This window comes from Opitutaceae bacterium TAV5, from assembly GCA_000242935.3.
In the GTDB taxonomy this organism is placed as follows: domain Bacteria; phylum Verrucomicrobiota; class Verrucomicrobiia; order Opitutales; family Opitutaceae; genus Geminisphaera.
Genome location: CP007053.1, coordinates 842,427 through 857,039 on the forward strand (window position 1 = coordinate 842,427; position 14,613 = coordinate 857,039).

14 protein-coding genes are annotated in these 14,613 nt (G+C 62.1%); 9 read left to right on the forward strand and 5 right to left on the reverse strand.

Annotated features, from left to right (window positions below):
* Positions 1–32 precede the first annotated feature (32 nt).
* The 4 genes from OPIT5_04290 to OPIT5_04305 all read right to left on the reverse strand — a co-directional run bounded on the left by OPIT5_04290 (position 33) and on the right by OPIT5_04305 (position 1,195).
* Positions 33–164: a hypothetical protein gene (locus tag OPIT5_04290; GenBank protein ID AHF94065.1), complete on the reverse strand. Its 132-nt coding sequence runs from the start codon at positions 162–164 to the stop codon at positions 33–35.
* 251 nt (positions 165–415) lie between these two features.
* Entirely contained in the window at positions 416–700 is a 285-nt protein-coding gene (locus OPIT5_04295; GenBank protein AHF89570.1) for an XRE family transcriptional regulator, read from the reverse strand.
* A gap of 119 nt (positions 701–819) precedes the next feature.
* A complete protein-coding gene (locus OPIT5_04300) occupies positions 820–1,083 on the reverse strand; it encodes a DNA-binding protein (GenBank protein ID AHF89571.1) in 264 nt (87 codons plus the stop codon).
* A gap of 1 nt (position 1,084) precedes the next feature.
* On the reverse strand, positions 1,085–1,195 hold the full coding sequence (locus OPIT5_04305) for a hypothetical protein (protein ID AHF89572.1): 111 nt from the start codon (positions 1,193–1,195) through the stop codon (positions 1,085–1,087).
* On the opposite strand from OPIT5_04305, the gene OPIT5_04310 reads away from it, so the two are divergent.
* The 5 genes from OPIT5_04310 to OPIT5_04330 all read left to right on the forward strand — a co-directional run bounded on the left by OPIT5_04310 (position 1,194) and on the right by OPIT5_04330 (position 6,757).
* Positions 1,194–1,370 carry a hypothetical protein gene (locus tag OPIT5_04310; protein AHF94066.1) on the forward strand — a complete coding sequence of 59 codons (177 nt, stop codon included), beginning with the start codon at positions 1,194–1,196 and terminating at the stop codon, positions 1,368–1,370. The two genes, OPIT5_04305 and OPIT5_04310, sit on opposite strands and share 2 nt — an antisense overlap.
* Before the next feature lie 153 nt (positions 1,371–1,523).
* Positions 1,524–2,234, forward strand: a complete 711-nt coding sequence (locus OPIT5_04315; protein AHF94067.1) for a hypothetical protein — start codon at positions 1,524–1,526, stop codon at positions 2,232–2,234.
* Between the two features lie 101 nt (positions 2,235–2,335).
* Entirely contained in the window at positions 2,336–3,025 is a 690-nt protein-coding gene (locus tag OPIT5_04320; protein ID AHF89573.1) for a hypothetical protein, read from the forward strand.
* 142 nt (positions 3,026–3,167) lie between these two features.
* Entirely contained in the window at positions 3,168–5,957 is a 2,790-nt protein-coding gene (locus OPIT5_04325; protein AHF89574.1) for a hypothetical protein, read from the forward strand.
* Positions 5,945–6,757 carry a hypothetical protein gene (locus OPIT5_04330; protein ID AHF89575.1) on the forward strand — a complete coding sequence of 271 codons (813 nt, stop codon included), beginning with the start codon at positions 5,945–5,947 and terminating at the stop codon, positions 6,755–6,757. Before OPIT5_04325 ends, OPIT5_04330 begins: the two co-directional genes overlap by 13 nt.
* 3 nt (positions 6,758–6,760) lie before the next feature.
* Here the strand turns inward: OPIT5_04330 and OPIT5_04335 are convergent, their stop codons facing one another.
* A complete protein-coding gene (locus OPIT5_04335) occupies positions 6,761–7,867 on the reverse strand; it encodes a LacI family transcriptional regulator (protein ID AHF89576.1) in 1,107 nt (368 codons plus the stop codon).
* Between the two features lie 168 nt (positions 7,868–8,035).
* Between OPIT5_04335 and OPIT5_04340 the strand changes: the two genes are divergently transcribed.
* The 4 genes from OPIT5_04340 to OPIT5_04355 all read left to right on the forward strand — a co-directional run bounded on the left by OPIT5_04340 (position 8,036) and on the right by OPIT5_04355 (position 14,478).
* On the forward strand, positions 8,036–10,132 hold the full coding sequence (locus OPIT5_04340) for a beta-agarase (protein AHF89577.1): 2,097 nt from the start codon (positions 8,036–8,038) through the stop codon (positions 10,130–10,132).
* 132 nt (positions 10,133–10,264) lie between these two features.
* Positions 10,265–11,068: an N-terminal cleavage protein gene (locus OPIT5_04345; GenBank protein AHF89578.1), complete on the forward strand. Its 804-nt coding sequence runs from the start codon at positions 10,265–10,267 to the stop codon at positions 11,066–11,068.
* 166 nt (positions 11,069–11,234) lie between these two features.
* Positions 11,235–12,902: a glycosyltransferase family 1 gene (locus OPIT5_04350; protein AHF89579.1), complete on the forward strand. Its 1,668-nt coding sequence runs from the start codon at positions 11,235–11,237 to the stop codon at positions 12,900–12,902.
* Positions 12,903–12,981: 79 nt separating this feature from the next.
* A complete protein-coding gene (locus OPIT5_04355; GenBank protein ID AHF89580.1) occupies positions 12,982–14,478 on the forward strand; it encodes an autotransporter in 1,497 nt (498 codons plus the stop codon).
* Positions 14,479–14,613 lie beyond the last annotated feature (135 nt).

Consider the following 14,613-nt stretch of genomic DNA (forward strand, 5'->3'; position numbering starts at 1 on the left):
GTGCTCACAGGCAGCGATTCCGATTTTAGGCTTCATGCCACGGCCTCCAAGGGGGACGGAAAGAACTGTTGCACGAGCCCTTTCTTGTGGGTCTGGAGGGCTTCGAGCTTGTTGCTTTGGGCAGCGATCAGGTCGGTGGGAACGAAAAAATAAGTGGTGTGCATGAGAATTCCGACCTTTTTGGCAGAAGTTACGCGTAAGAGAGGGTCATGAGGGAGAAGCAGATACGAGTGAGGCAACTTTAACGCAGGGGCTCAACCTTCAAGTTGTGGGTTCGGCTTGATGCAAAGGATGTTCCTCAACGACTGATTTTCGCCACGGGCATCAGTACGGGCCGGGATCGGTTCGTATGACCGGATTCCTCTCCGCCACGGTCTGAATCATCCCTGCGTTGGATTGAGGATGCTTCTGTCGCCTACGATTCCAAAAACTCGTTGGCTTGATCGTCGTGAGGGAACAGCGAGTGTTTATCTACGCCCAAAGCTCGGGCAAGGATCACCACCTCGTAATCGCTCACCTTTCTTTTTCCGTTCTCAATCCGGGTGATCGTGTCGCGAGCGATACTCCAGCCCGAGCGCTGGCAGATGTCGGCCAACTCGCGTTGCGAAATAGCTTTCTCGTCGCGAATCCGTGAAAGAACCCTCCCGATCAAATTTTTACGGGTTCTTTTCTTTCGGGGCGGGCGCGCGCTTGAGCACATAATCACAGATTATCGTGGGCGGATTTGTGTCCGCGATCAAACCCAACCTCTCCCAAACCAACCGTCTCTGTGCACAAGAGCTGCGCAAGCCGGCCTGATTACCACAGTGCCGCCCTGATTCAGTAGCCGATCTCAGCAATCAGGACGGATGCGGTAGTGCCGAGTCCGGAGGCGATCTTGATCAACGCAACGATACCCGCCTCCTGCTCTCCACGCTTAATGTTGCCGATGTAGTTTTTCGACAGATTTGCCCGTTCAGCCAACTTCTCTTGCGTCAGGCCCAAGGCTTCACGCTTTTCCCGCACCCATGTTCCCAAATGGGACAGGAGTGGGTTTCGTTTTGGTGAAAACCTTTTCCGGCCGGGCGTGATCCGATTCTTCATTTTAGAATCCGCCACTTTTCAGCAGTTCCGCTCCCGTCAAGCCCAGCGCTTTCGCCACGTGCAAAACGACATCGAGGGGCAGCATTTTCTCTCCGCGTTCGATTTCACCCATGCAGGTCGTGTTGATGGCTTACTTGGTGGAAGATTTTCGGGCAGGCTTTATTGCGTTGGCTGCTTCTCGCAAACGAGACTCTTCCGGGGTCACCGGAGGACAGCCATCCGCATACCACTTGCGGACGATCAAGCCGGCATACTCGGTCGGGTTACTGCTGAGCGGTGCACTGTAGCGCTCAAGCTCTTGGGCAATGTGTTCCGGGAGAGAGAGGTTGAAGCGTCGTTTTTCCATTACGGAACAATGGGATGCAACTTTCTCAGGAAAATCACTTGTGTTATTACGAATCTTTTGATTCCATAAGATTCCGATTAAGGATTTCTTTCCCATGAAACATCCAACCCTCCCTCCCCCATCACCGGCGCTTCGTGCCGTGGCCTGTCTCGCCCTCGCCGTCTCGGCGCAGGCTTTTGTCGCCCTGCCGTCCGCTGTCGCCAGCGAATACACCTACAATGCCTCCGTGGCGGACTGGTTCACCGCCTCGGAGACTCTGCCCGCTTTCACCAAATACGTTGTCAGGGGGACTGGTTCTCCGTCCCAAACGTTTTATGTGACCGATGACCTGAACAAGATCGAGGTCAGGAGCGAGCAGACCAACGCCAACGCAAATGCTCCAGGCACGTATGCCGGCGCCACGTGGGCAGCGCCGGAAGGTGAACAGATCACGAGCATCACCTTCACCTACCAGTCCGTGCTCAGCCCCAACCTGCAACTTTCCGTGTATGTCGGGGAGGGGAATTTCGACACGAAGCTGGAGAGCGTCATCCCGTCAGGCACCATAGACAATCGCAGTACCGGAACCTCCCTGACCTGGACCGTGCCGGATGGCGTGGTGGCCACCGGTTTCCAGTTCCGCAACTGGGACTTGATCGCTGCGGCCGGAGTATCGAATGCGTGGCGCTCCACCATCGTCGCCGTCACCATCACCACCCGGCCCTATGTTCCCAATGTCCCCGAGCCGGCCTCCTGGACGATTCTTGCCGGAGCCGGTGCTTTTGTAGCCACATATATACTACGCAACCGGCGAAAGCTGGACTGAACTTTCCTCGCTTTGCCCTCCGGTTCGTGTGCCGCGGAGAACGCGACACATGAACCGCAGGCACCCGGAATCCACCCCTTTCCCCACCGCCTTTCCTGCCCATGAAACTTCAAAATTCTTCCCCTTTTACGCGTGCCTTCACCTTGGTCGAACTCCTCACCGTCATCGCTATCATCGGTGTCCTCGCGGCCATCCTCATCCCGGTGGTCGGCAAGGCCCGCTCGGCGGCGCATGCGGCCTCCTGCCTCAGCAACATGCGGCAACTGGCCACTTCGCTCCTCATCTGGAGTGAGGCCAATCGCGGCAAGCTCCCCAACTCCACCAATCCGGGCTGGGATGAAGCCGCACTCTCCATTCTCTCCGATGCCACCCCGACTCCGTGGAATCCCCTGCTCCGGTGCGCCGCCGACAAGCTGGAGCGAACCACCAACAACCCGGAGGAGCCGCGCTCGTATTCGATCAATCCGGTGCTGTTCAACCAGAACGGCCAATACGATCATTCCGGCTGGAATCCCGCCAATCCGGGCACCCGGAAAGGCGGCGAAGGCATGCTGATCCGCAATATCGGCAATCCCGCCCGCATGGTGATGTTGTCCGAGAAACATGATGCCGTGAACAGTTACAAGGCCGCCGGCTGGTTCGGCAGCGCCTCCCTGACGGATTCCCACAACGGCGGCATGAACGCGGCCTTCTGCGACGGCCACGCCCGCCGCATCCCGCGAACCGCCGACCTGCTTGTCATGGATGGCAACTACTCCGTTTACCAGACCACCTACATCAGAAACAACTGAGCCTCCGTTTCCGGCACCTCCCTCTCCTTCCTTCATCGCCAGAAAAACGGAGGAGCTTACCGCATTCTCCATCGTCCTCCTGTTCCGTAAACCGTATTTTCCCGAACGTCTCATTTTCCGTCTCATGTCCCCATCCAGACATTTGTCATTTTCCACATCCCTCCCCGGCATCCTCGCTTTTGTCACCGGCATCCTTGCCGTTGCCGTGACGACATCCGGCCTGCCCACCGCCAAGGCGGCTCCGCTCGATTCCGTAGTTGTCCAGCCGAAAGCATTCCCGCACGGCCTGATCGAACTGCGCTCGGTCGGCGGGACATATCGTCCGCTGGATGGCTTTGGCCCTGTCGTCATCGACGGCCCGGCAACCCGCCTGCCCGGAGAGTATGGCACGCGCCTGCTCACCGAAACGCACAGCGCCGACGACCGGGAAACCCGCCTCGTCTATCAGGTAACCGGTCTATCCCCTGCGCCGGAGTTTGCGGTGACGATCAGCCGCGACCCCGGCACGGGGAAAATCGTGCTGACGCTCGAAGGTCTCGCCGGCGAGTTCGCCGGCGCACATCCCGGCCGCCTCGCGGCCGACGCCTCGCTCGTCGGTTTCAATGTCCCCACCCGCTACACGGAAGACTATGCGCAGCACGGACGTTTCCCCGATCTGTTTTACCATCGCCGGCTCGGCCTCTGGTTTCGCGGATGCTGGGATCTCGATTCCAGCAATGCGGCGACCAGCGATTCCCTGTATCCGAAAAACAGAAACACGCTTCAGGGCGAGGATGCCGTTTTCTTCCCGGGGCTTGCCGACGAGGGCGATACGGCCGACAGCCCGGACGCCAACAACAAAAACGCCGCCGCCGGCTACTTTCTCGCCAGCCGCCTGACCTACCTGCCGCTGCGCGACGGATCGCGTCGCCTCTTGCGCGAGCGTTTCGAACTCTCCCTCGCCGACAACCTCTGGGGCGCCGTCGCGATCCCCGCCAACCGGTCGAGCCCGTATCGCGAGACGATGAAGGACCTCATGTATGTCGACCTCTGGGCCGGCTTCTATCCTGACCGCTCGGCGTTCACCGCGTGGATGCAGGAGACGGTGGGCCGCTACATCGGCGGACTCTGCATCGTGCAAAACTGGCAGGGCGGCGGCTTCGATTCCAACCTGCCGCTCGCCATCGCCGACGAGCTCCCGCCCAGCCCGCGCATGGTCGGCACTCCCGAACAACTGAAGGCGTGGATGGAGCAGATGAAAAGCTGGGGGTCGGCCGGACTGCGCACCAACTACCAGCTTTACCGCAGCAAGGAAAAACCGCTTCCGCAGACCGTGCGCCGCGCACTCGACGCTCACGGGAAACCCAAGTGGCACACCCAACCGCAGGACATCCTGCCGGTCATCGAACGGCAGGAGCATTACATCCAGTCCTTGCTCGGCACGACGGCCACGTTCTCCGACCAGATCACGTCGGGCGGCCCCGCCTGGGCCTATGTCGATTTCACGCCCGGCAATCCCGACGCCGGCACGATCCGCGGCGCTCGCTCCGCGCTCCGCGCCGAAGCCCGCCTCATCAAGAGCATCGTCGGAGGTCCGCTCCTCTCCGAAACGCTCAACAGCGAATTCCTCATCGGCGAATTTGTCGACTCGGGCGATTACGGGATTTTCGAGGGTTTCCGTCGCATGATCACGCCCGAATACAAACTGCGCCGCCTGCATGCGCTCACCGTCACGCATGGCATGGGCCTCGGCTACCGCTATTTCTTCGGTCCGCCCTATGGCGGCACCGGACGTCAGGGACAGGGCAGCCGGATGTATCGTAACGACATTTACGGCGCGGGCTCCGACGATTACCGGGCCATGACCATCGCCTGGGGCAACGCCGCCTACCTCGACTACGCGCCCGATCCCGCCGTCTTTGACAAAGCGCTGACCGAAGCAATGACCGTGGGCATCCTGCAACGCCATTACCTGCTCCAGCCGGTGCGCGAAATCACTTACGAGGTCCCCGCTTCGACGGATTCGCCGGCGGACTGGCAAACGTTGGAAGCCTTGCTTCTCGCCGGGAAAAATCCGCTCCCGTATTTCGCCCGCATCAAGGTGGTTTATGGAAACGGACTCACGGTTGTCATCAACCGCAAGGACGATCCGCTGGCCTTGAAACTTCCTGTATTCGGAAACGTGCTACTTCCGAAACATGCCTGGGCGGTGTGGTCTCCGGATGGAGCCGTGGAAGGTTTTTCCGGCATTCCGGACAATCCCGACAACTCCGGGGCGACCGGCGACGCCGCCGCAAACAGGCAGGCCCTCCGCATCGACTACACACGCGACGACCATCGCAAGCTGCTGTTCATCAATCCCCGCACCACCGGGTTTCACGGACTGGCGGCGCCGGCGATTTTCGAGAGCGGCGAGAAGGTTTACGAACTGCCCGAGGATCGCCGTTATCGCGAAGCGGTTCCCGGACGCTTCGAGGATCATTTCACCGACACGCTCAGATGGTCGGGACGAGGCCGGGCGTCCCTTCTCACCGAGGGCGAAGGGGCGGAGCGCATGTCGTTTGTGCGCATCGAATCGGAAGGCCGCCCGGAGCGCATCGACAAACCGGTGGGGCTGACGCTCGCGGGCGTCGTTACGCTGCGCTATCGCACCGGTTCGACAGGCGCCACCGTTCGCGGTGGCGAAACGGGCAAGGCCCCGTTCGCCAATGTCGCCCTGATGCGTTTTGGCGAAAAGGAGGGCAAAAACCGGGAATTGCCCGGACGCCGGTGGCTGGTTTTGCCGGACACGGCGGGCGAGTGGCGTGAGGCGACGCTTCCCTTCCGTCTCGATGCGGAGGGAACCCGGCATGTCGTCCTCCGTCTTGCCGTTTCCGATACCGAAATCAGCGGAGTGAAACCCGCTTCCGGATTTCTGGATGTCGATTCCATCCGCGTCGAATCCAGCCAATGACCGCGCGATTTTTGGGCCTGCCCGGTGTTCTTGCCGCGAGCCTGCTCGCCATCGCAGCGCCCGAAGCGCGCGCATCATCATCAGTCCCTGACCCCTCAGAAAACATGCTTCCCGAAATACGCGTGCCCAAAGTGCATCTCCCGGTGCGGCTGGACGGCCGGGCGGGAGACCCGGTCTGGTCGCGGGCGGCAAGCATTACGCTGCACGACTTCTGGAAAAAACCGGAGGCGGCGCCGGCCCGGCGCACCCGCGTGCTGTTGTTGCACGACAACGAAAAACTTTACCTGGCATTCGATTGTGAGGACCACGACGTCCTCGCGGCGCGCACCGCGAAGAATGACCAGACCTTCCGGGATGACTGCGTCGAGATCATGCTGGGGGCGCCCATCGAGCGGCTGGCCGATGCCGCCTGCCTGGAGATCAACGCCCTGGGCACGCTGGCCGCTTTCTACTACCGGCACGCCGACTGGATAAACTACCGTTTCGATCCGAAAGTGGAAATCGCGGTTTCGCGCGCGCCGGTCACATGGGGACCGGGTGTGCCAGGGTATCGGGTGGAGGTGGCGATCCCTCTGGCTCCGCTGTATCCGGTCGTCGGCCTGTTCACCGGTGAAGGCGCGACCGAAGTGCCGGACACGTTTCCGGAGAAACTGCGGGCCAATTTCGCCCGCTGGGACAGGAACAGGAACGCGGGAGGGGGCGACCGGTTTACGATCTGGTCCAACCCGCAGTTTCCGTTTCCGCATCCGCACCGTCCCGAGCGTTACGGCTGGTTGCTGCTGGACCGGGACAGCGACTGATCACTACGCCGATTCGCGGGCCAGCAGCCGGACGGGCAGGGAGATCCGGCGCGGGGGTTGTTCGCCGTTCATCAACGCCGTGAGTGTGGCCACCGCGTGGTTGGCGGTCTCGGCCAGCGGTTCCTCGATCGTCGTCATCGGCGGGGTCAGGAATTCCGAGACACCGTGCATCTCGCCGCCGATCAGCGCCACGTCCTTCGGTATTTGCAGGCGCAATACGTTGGAAAGCACATTCAGCCCCTCCAGCCCCTCGTAGTTGGAGCCGGGGATGAAGATCGCATCCGCGCCGAGGCGGATCACGCGGCTGACGGCGCCGTAAAACGTCACCTCCTGGTTGCGCATCACGAACAGCTCCTCCACGCAGTCGAGCCCGGCCCGGGCCATGCCTTCCTTGTATCCGGCGAGGATGACACGTTCCTGCGATCCCCACGACCCGACAAACCCCAGCCGCTTGCGGCCCGACTTGATGAACTGCTCCGCCGCGAGGCGCCCGGCGAGCAACTGGTCGCTGCGCACCACCCAGTGGTGGTCGGCAGTCTCCGAAAAGTCGTCGGTCAGCACGACCGGCGTGTGTTTCTGCAGCTCGGCCAGCACCGGCCGGATGGGCGGGTATTCGCCCACCACGATGATGCCGTCCACATGCCGTTGCCTCAGTTCCTCGGGCGTATCCGGAAGCACCATGGTCATGTTGTGCTTGTAGAGCGCAAAGGCGATGTGCGCCCAGACGACCTGGTAATAACCCCAGTTGCGCATCGACTCCCACATGTTGTCGGAAACCACCGCCACCTGCTTGGTCCGTACCTGGACCTGCGGCCGGAAGCCCAGCGCCCGCGCCGCGTCGAAGACCCGTTTGCGCGTGTCGATGTGCACACGCCCACGGTTGTTCAGCACGCGGCTGACCGTCCCCGGCGACACGCCCGCCCGCTCGGCCACCTGATAGACGTTCACGCGCCCCTCGGCCTGTTCTCCCGCCACAGGCACGGCCTCCGCCCCGACCGGGAGAACGGGCAGCCGGGGTGTTTTTTTGCCGCCCGCTTTTTTGACAGGCGGAACGTCGGTCGAAGAAGCAGGCAGGGCGGTGGAAACAGGCCGGGGAGTCGTCGTGGGCATGAAAGGAAATAGTTCGGGAAGCGCGCTTCTCCTGAAGAGTTGAGAGAACTTTTCAGGAAAGACTGCAAAAAAGAAGATCAAAAACCTTGACCAATGGAAACTCTTTCGCAATTTCTGATCACAGTTTTACTCTGTGTTTCACCCATCGCCCTGTTGCCCGCCTGTCCGATGACGTTTTACAACCGCATGTCTTTCAGCATGATTTTCAAAACCTCCCTTGCCCTGTTCGCCGTCGCGGCCACCACCGCAGGCGCGGCTTCGTTGCCGGTAAGCGAAAAGCAGCTCCAGCAACGGGGTGCGGCCACGGTGCAGTGGCGCGACGGTGCGATCGGGCTGCGCTTCGACAATCCCCGGGGCGATTCCGGCCTCCGCCTGCTCCCGCCGGCCGGTAAGCCGTACTGGGACCTTTCCGGTGGCAAGGTCCTCGCGGTGGACGTGGAAAACCTCTCCGCCGACCGGCAGCTCCGCCTCACCCTGCACATCACCAGCGGCAAGTGGGGAGAAAAGTCGTTTGCCGCCCTCAACGCCGGCATCGCGCTCAACCCCGGCGAGAAGCGCACCATGAACCTCCCCCTCCCGCATCGCTCGACGTGGGAAACGCCGGAGGGCGTGCCCGGTCCCAAGGTGCTCGATACCGACAGGATCAACTGGCTCGAATTCGACATGCAGTGGCCCTACGAGGGCGAGCAGCCCGGCCTCGTCGATTGCCGCATCTCCAATCTCCGTCTCGACAACCCGCCCGCCGGCAGCCCGCTGGCCGTCTCGTCCCTCGCGCCCGTGCCGCCCGCCAACCGGTTTTTCCCCTTCATCGACATCTACGGCCAGTACAAGCACACCGACTGGCCCGAAAAAATCCGCACCGACGCCGACCTGAAAAAAGCGCACCAGGCCGAGCTCGCCCAACTGGCCGCGTCCACCCGTCCGGCCGAATGGAATCGCTACGGCGGCTGGGCCAACGGCCCCCGGCTCGAGGCCACCGGCAACTTCCGCACCGAAAAATACGAGGGCAAGTGGTGGCTCGTGGATCCCGAAGGCCGCCTCTTTTTCTCGCAAGGCATCGACGTCCTCATCGCCCACACCGACGCCACCAAATCGACCCAACACGAGAAGTGGTTCGATTTCCCCGTGAAGACCGCCGACCTCCCCTTCACCGACTGGAATCTCCGCAAGAAGTATGGCCAGGACGACTACGAGTCCGCCTGGTACGAGACCCTGGCCCGCCGCCTCGAGGCCTGGGGCATCAACACGATCGGCGACTGGGGCAAGGCCGACCTCATGCTCCTCGGCACGACACCCTACACCCTGCAGCTCACCGACTACAACTGGAGCTTCCCCCGCATCGCCGGCAGCAAGCTCAAATTCTACGACGTCTTCGACCCGGCCTACGCGCACGCCATGAAGATGCTCATCGCCGACAACGCCGCCAAACGCCCCGAAGTGATGAAGTCTCTCACCGACCCGATGTGCATCGGCTACTTCATCGACAACGAGCTCAACTTCGGCAACCGCGGCGGCCGCCAGACGTTTACGGACGACGTCCTCAGGAGCCCGGCCAAGCAGGCCGCGAAGCGGGAGTTCGTGGATGACCTGCGCGTCAAGTACATCACCATCGACCGCCTCAACGCGTCCTGGGAAACCGACTACCCCGACTGGGCCGCGCTGCTCAACCGCACCGTCGTTCCGAAGTCCGGCGGCTACCGGACCGACGCCGGCGTCTTTTTCGAAAAAGCGGTCAACCAGTACTTCCGCCTCTGCCAGTTGGCCGTCAAGGGCTCCGCCCCCCACCGCCTCTATCTCGGCACCCGCTTCGTCTCGACCGACGCCACCCGCCGCGTCCTTTTCGAAGCCAGCCAGAAGTATTGCGACATCCTCACCCTCAACGTGTATGCCCACAGCACCGCCAACCTCCGGACGGAAGGGTTTCCCGACATGCCTGTGCTCATCGGCGAGTTCCACTTCGGTATCCTCGACCGCGGCCTGTTCTCCGCCAGCCTGGCACCTGCCGGCATCACGCAGCAGGAACGCGCCCTCGCCTACACCCGTTTCCTCCAGGGGGCGCTCGCGCACCCGAACATCGTCGGCACGCACTGGTTCCAGTTCCGCGACCAGCCTCTCACCGGCCGCTGGGACGGCGAAGGCTACGCCATCGGTTTTGTGGACGTCGCCGACACGCCTTATCCGGAAATGACCCGCGCCGCCCGCGAGGTGGGCGAGGGCATGTACCCGTACCGCCTGCGCGGGAAACTGCTCAATCCCATGAAGTAACATTCTCTCTGCCGGTCCTTCATGCCTTCAGTCGAAATCACCACATCTATAGTAAAAGAGTTTTACACAAAGAAAAACTATTTGACCAAGGCCTCCTGTTCACTGCATTATTAACCGTAACCCGCACTCATCATGCATACCTCAAAGTCCAGTCCACTCCCCTGCGTCCGAAATTCTCCGCACCGCGCCTCCCGGCATCCCGGCCGCTGCGCCACTCCGCCTTCCCCGGCGGCTTTCACCCTGATCGAACTTCTCACCGTCATCGCCATCATCGGCATCCTGGCGGCGATTATCATCCCCACCGTTGGCAAAGTCCGCCAGGTCGCCAACCGCGCCGCCTGTGCCTCCAACCTGCGCCAGATCGGCATCGCGACTTTCAACTACGCGACGGACAACAAGGACTGGCTCCCCGGCTGGGAATTACGTTCCGAAGGCTACTACGGATTAGAGAGCACTGCGAGTCCCAAGGGATGGACCGGCGGCGGCCAACTCCTGGCCTACCTCCATACCTATCTCGGCGGCCAAGGGCCGAGCCCGGTTGTTAACAAAATATTCGTCTGCCCGGGCAACAACGAGGTGAAGCGCGACTACGAGGCCAAGCTTGGCGACAGCGGCGCCACCCTGCTCGCCGCGTATTACATCGGAGCCAAAGCGCACGTGACGACCACCACCGAGTGGAGGAGGCCCATAGCTTATGATGGGAAACGGTCGGTAAAAATCACCCAGATCGAGAATCCCAAAGCCGCCGTTTATCTTTTCGATCAGGACGTCGAAATGGGAAACCTCGGGATGACCAATTACAAAGGCGGAGCTATCGTTCCTTCAGCGACATCAGGATTACCTCTCACTGCCGTTCACGGCAGCACGCGCAATGTCCTGTATTATGACGGGCATGTGCAAACCATAGCCAAGAATATCGATCCTCACGAAAAATGAGGCTGCATGTGATCAAAAATCTTCCGTAGTTGAAACTTTGCTACGCGATAACAATCTTCGAATAATAAAGTTCGCCAGTAGTCCCGCAAAAATTCCTTAACGACAAAATCGGAGACGCATTTCTCGCAGTGCGGCAGGCCGCCATACCTGTCGCAACGGGCCTTGCATGCCTTCGCAACTCAATCCTCCCATGAATACCCGCAACATCACCCGTCCGAAATTCACACCCGCCCTGCCCATGATCCTGTGTGGCATGGCTCTGTCCGCTATCTCGCTCCATGCCGACAACGGCACGTGGAGCAACGTCACCACGAGTGGTGACTGGAATACCGCCGCGAACTGGAACGGCGGGACGATCGCCGGAGGCGTGGATGCCGTCGCCACCCTTCAGGCCCCTTTGCCCGCCGCCCTGTTGAACATCAATCTTGATGTCGATGTGACCCTGGGAGGGATCACCTTCGAATCCCCCGGAGCATCGACGGCCACGGGCTGGACCATCGGCTCGACCGGTGGTCATACGCTGACCCTCGCCACCAGCACCGCCAACGCCCCGATTCTCAACGTGCGCGGCACGCAGACGATATCGGCGCAGATTCTCGGCACCCAGGGCTTCAGGAAGACCAGTGGTGGCAAACTCACGCTCAGCGGCAACAACCTCTACACGGGTGTCACCACGCTGTCCGATGGCAACATGACGATCACTTCCGACAACGCCCTGGGCGCGACCGGCGCCGGCAACGGCACCGTGGTCAGTCAGGTCAGCGGACAATATCCTCAGCTCCACTTCTCCAACAACGTGACCACCTCCGAGGACATCACGCTGAGCATGAACTGGTACACCACGACCGCGGGTAGCACGGTCGGCGGAAACCTTATTTATAACGACAGCGGCACCACGACATTGAATGGCACGCTCACCCTCAATCGCGAGGCCGGCTCCAATGCCAACATCATCCATGTGATGGGTCTGCAATCCGGCACGGGCACCCTCAACATCAACGGTGCGGTCAGCGGCTCGGCCACGGGTGGCCAGGCGAGCGGCGCCTACGTCGATCCCACCCGGTTGCAGTTCCGCACCACGACGACCAGCGCCAACATCAATGTCTCCGGTGCGATCTCCGACGGCACGCTGACCACCGGCGGTCTCTCCGTCTATACCGCAGCAGACAGTTCCGGCATCGTCCGTCTTTCCGGCGCCAATACCTACACCGGTTCCACGGTGCACCAGAAAGGCACCTTGCTCATCAACAACACGACCGGCTCGGGCACCGGCGCCGGCGCGGTTTCGATCAAGGCCGGCGCCATTCTCGGCGGCACCGGCATCATCGCCCCGAGCGGCAGCAACAGCGTGGTGATCGAAAGCAACGCCATCGTCGCTCCGGGCAATCTCAATGCCTCCGGCGCGATCACCGGCGCGGGCGAGAAGCTCACCTTCAACCTCCGTGACACCTCCGGCAATGCCACCTTCCAGAGCGGCGCGCAGATCAACCTCGATGCGACCTCCGCCGGACTCATCGACAGCCTCGCCTTCACCGGACTCACCGAGTCCCAAGCCACGATTTTCTTTAACGACAACACCGTGAACCTCTCCGTTACCGGCGGGATCCTGGCTGACGGCCTCTACACGCTCGTGACCTTCGACGCCAACAACGCCTACTCCGGAAATCTCGTTCTCGGCAACGGATTCGACGGCCTCGCCGCCTCGCTCATCCACAACGCCAACAGCATCCAGCTTCAGATCGGAGCCATCCCCGAACCCGCCACCATCGGCATGATGCTCGGCCTCTCCACACTTGCCGTCGTCGCCATCCGGCGCCGCCGGCGCAACCGCTAATCCCCTGTCGTTCGCTCATGCCCTCCCGGCCCGCCCGGGAGGGCATGCTTCTCCGGATACATTGTCACCACCTCGACTCGTGAAAAAACTCGGCATCCTCTCCCTCGCCGCTCTCGGCCTCCAGTCCTTCGGCCTTCCCGGCGTCGCCACCGCCGCCGTCGATGGCGAATGGACCAATGGCAAAGGCGGCAACTGGACCACTCCCGGCAACTGGAAAGACGGTCAAATTGCCGACGGCCCCGGCGCCACCGCCACCTTCGGCCAGACGCGCATCGCCAGCGACCGCGGAGTGATCAACGTCGGCGACCGCACCGTCGGGCATATCGTGTTCGACAACGACAAGCAGTGGAACCTCTCCGGCGGCACCCTCACGCTCGCCACCGACACCCCCTCGAAACAACCCACCCTCACCGTCAAGGGCAAGGGCCAGCACTTCATCGCCGCCACCCTCGAAGGCACCCGGGGCTTCTCCAAAAGCGGCGCTGGCAGAGTCATCCTGTCAGGAAAAAACACCTACACCGGCCCCACGCTGATCCGCGCCGGCCAGCTCGTTCTCCGCTCCGACAACGGCTTCGGCGCCGCCGGTCCCGAGAATCCCACCGTCATCCGCCACGACAATTCCTGGCCCCAGCTCCACATCTACGGCGGCATCACCAGCCCCGAGTCCATCACCCTGAGCCACCTCTCGCCCGGCGACTCCACCGGACTCTACAACGATAACAATGACAACACCCTCACCGGCCCGCTCACGCTCGAGCGTCTCGGCAGGCATGGCAAACCCGTGACCTTCGGCGTGCAGGTGATCTCCGGCACGCTCACCCTCGCCGGACCCGTCAGCGGCAAACTTGGCGGCGGCGCCGCCAAGGCCGCCCTTACCGATGACAGCGTGGCCAACCGCTTCCGCGTGGGTGTTCGCGCCAAGGGCGCCGCTCTCGTCACCGGCGACATCTCCGACGGGTCCATCGGCGCCGGCGGCCTCGCGCTCGACAAAATCGATCCCGGCCTGCTGCACCTTGCCGCCGCCAACACCTACACCGGCGGCACGACAATCAACGCAGGCACGTTGCTCGTCACCAACACCGCCGGCTCCGCGACCGGCACGGGGGCCGTCCTGATCGGCGAAGGGGCGACGCTTGCCGGCACCGGCATCCTCGCTCCCGCCGGCAGCAACGACATCACCTTCGGCAGCAAGGCGGTCGTGTCTCCCGGCGAGCTCTCCCCGGACGGCACGACCCGGCCCGGCGGCAAACTCACCCTGGCTCTCGATGCGACCACCGGCCACGTCACCTTCCACGCCGGAGCGAAACTCTCCATCGCACTCGGCAACGCTGCGAGCGGCGCCCTGGTCGTCACGGGCCTCGCCGGGGGAAAAGAGCGCGTCAATTTCAACGACACTGTCGTGGAGCTTTCCGTCACCGGCGACCGCCTGGCCGACGGTCTCCATACCCTCGTGACCTTCGACGCCGACCACGCTTACTCCGGTGAACTCTCGCTCGGCCCCGGCCTCGACGGCTACACCGCTTCGCTCATCCGCAACCCGGACAGCATCCAGCTCCGCATCGGACCGGCTCCCTGAAGCATCTTACGTTAATATCCGTTTTGCAAGGCCGCCGCTTGCCGGCGTGCCGCCGTTTTTTCCTCCGTGTATCCAAAGTGGTTCGACGCAAGGTCGGGCCCTGCACCCTCAACCGGTGGCCACAACTTTCCTTAA